Here is a 1,238-nt window from a genome sequence, read left to right as displayed (position 1 = left end):
CTCGCGGTACCAACTACCCCGAATCGACACCTCGGATTCAGGTTTGTCATTATTTAACAGATTACGTCCCAAGAAAGGTTGATTAATGAGCGTTCCCGCGTTGCGTCCCGGCGCGCTGCCAACCCCTGAATTCCCGTTGGTATCAACCGGCACTGAGTCCCGTCACTTGATGCCACCTCCTCCGTTGCATAGTGCACATACTGTGACTTCTGGTGGTTACATCCAGGCAATAACTCGTATTCTGAAGAATGGCCCGCTAACAGCAAGCCCAGGCGTGTACTGGACTGAAGACCAGGTGTTGCACGCAGCTGATCGCACGGTGATTGCTCATAATCTGGACGAGCTTGCCCAAATTGTTCAGGCGCTAGGGTTGAGCGATGGTGCGCGGGTGGAATGGTCGGCAGTTAACCATGCAGAACTTGCGTCCCGAATGCTGGCGAAGAGTCGGGAACTCGGATTTATAGACTAGCGGTGCCGCACTACTGCGCGGGAGCTTCAGGTACAGGCGCTTCAGCGGGAGCCTCGCCGGCTGGTTGTTCGGGCGCCCCGACTCCGGCTTCCGGGCCTTCAGCTTCAGACACCTCTACTTCGGGGATGTCGCGGAGCGAGTCCCATAGCACCTTGGACCACTCGCGGTCGTCAGGAATCTCGTCGGCGGCGGTGGTGATGTTGTCGGGGGCGGACATGCGCGGATCAAGGATGCGCCAGACGGTCTCCCCCTCTTCAACCACACCGAGGCGGCGACGCGCTTCCTGGCGCATGAAGGCATCGTCTTCGTACATGGCGATGTCGCTTTCAAGCGCCTGCTTGCGTGCCTCCAGGCGTTCGATGGATTCCTGGGCACGGGCGATCTCGGCGCGGCCCTCGTAGTAGTTCCGCAGCGGCGCAGCGATGGCCAACAACACCAGCAGGACAACGCTGATCAGAATGACCACGCTGGCCATGTCCTGCTTTGGAAACACGCGCGCCCGCCTCGTGCGGGAGCGTTGCGCGCGCTCTGCAGCGCGCTGGGCACGCTCCGCGTCGCGACTAGCGACAGGCACGGAGGACGGGCGTTTCTTCATAGGAAGATAGTTTAGATGTGGTGCAAGGTTTTTCGCGGTTCGGCACGGCCCGCACAGACGATCCCGCTCCCCTAACCGTCAAACACGACCGGCACACCTTGGCCAATGGCTCCCTCGCCACTACAGGGGACTTGATCGAGGATCGGTTGCGTCCCTTAGTGTGGTGTAACGCTT

Annotated in this window: 2 protein-coding genes; one reads left to right on the top strand and one right to left on the bottom strand. The window is 60.1% G+C overall.

The genetic code is table 11. The features are described 5' to 3' along the window. Positions 1 to 85 precede the first annotated feature (85 nt). Positions 86 to 469, top strand: coding sequence for a hypothetical protein (locus HMPREF3171_RS11765; RefSeq protein ID WP_141743305.1), 384 nt, complete (start codon positions 86 to 88; stop codon positions 467 to 469). Between the two features lie 10 nt (positions 470 to 479). Here HMPREF3171_RS11765 and HMPREF3171_RS01275 read toward each other — a convergent pair whose 3' ends face one another. Beyond that, positions 480 to 1,064 carry a septum formation initiator family protein gene (locus tag HMPREF3171_RS01275; RefSeq protein WP_070482338.1) on the bottom strand — a complete coding sequence of 195 codons (585 nt, stop codon included), beginning with the start codon at positions 1,062 to 1,064 and terminating at the stop codon, positions 480 to 482. Positions 1,065 to 1,238 lie beyond the last annotated feature (174 nt).

Source organism: Corynebacterium sp. HMSC08F01 (assembly GCF_001807545.1).
Classification (GTDB): domain Bacteria; phylum Actinomycetota; class Actinomycetes; order Mycobacteriales; family Mycobacteriaceae; genus Corynebacterium; species Corynebacterium coyleae.
Note: the sequence above shows the minus strand (reverse complement) of the source record. Positions and strands in the feature narration are given on the sequence as shown.

What these genes read in the sequence shown, in the direction of transcription:
- HMPREF3171_RS11765 (WP_141743305.1), top strand. Translation starts at nt 86, where the DNA reads ATGAGCGTTCCCGCGTTGCGTCCCGGCGCGCTGCCAACCCCTGAATTC.
- HMPREF3171_RS01275 (WP_070482338.1), bottom strand. Translation starts at nt 1,064, where the DNA reads ATGAAGAAACGCCCGTCCTCCGTGCCTGTCGCTAGTCGCGACGCGGAG.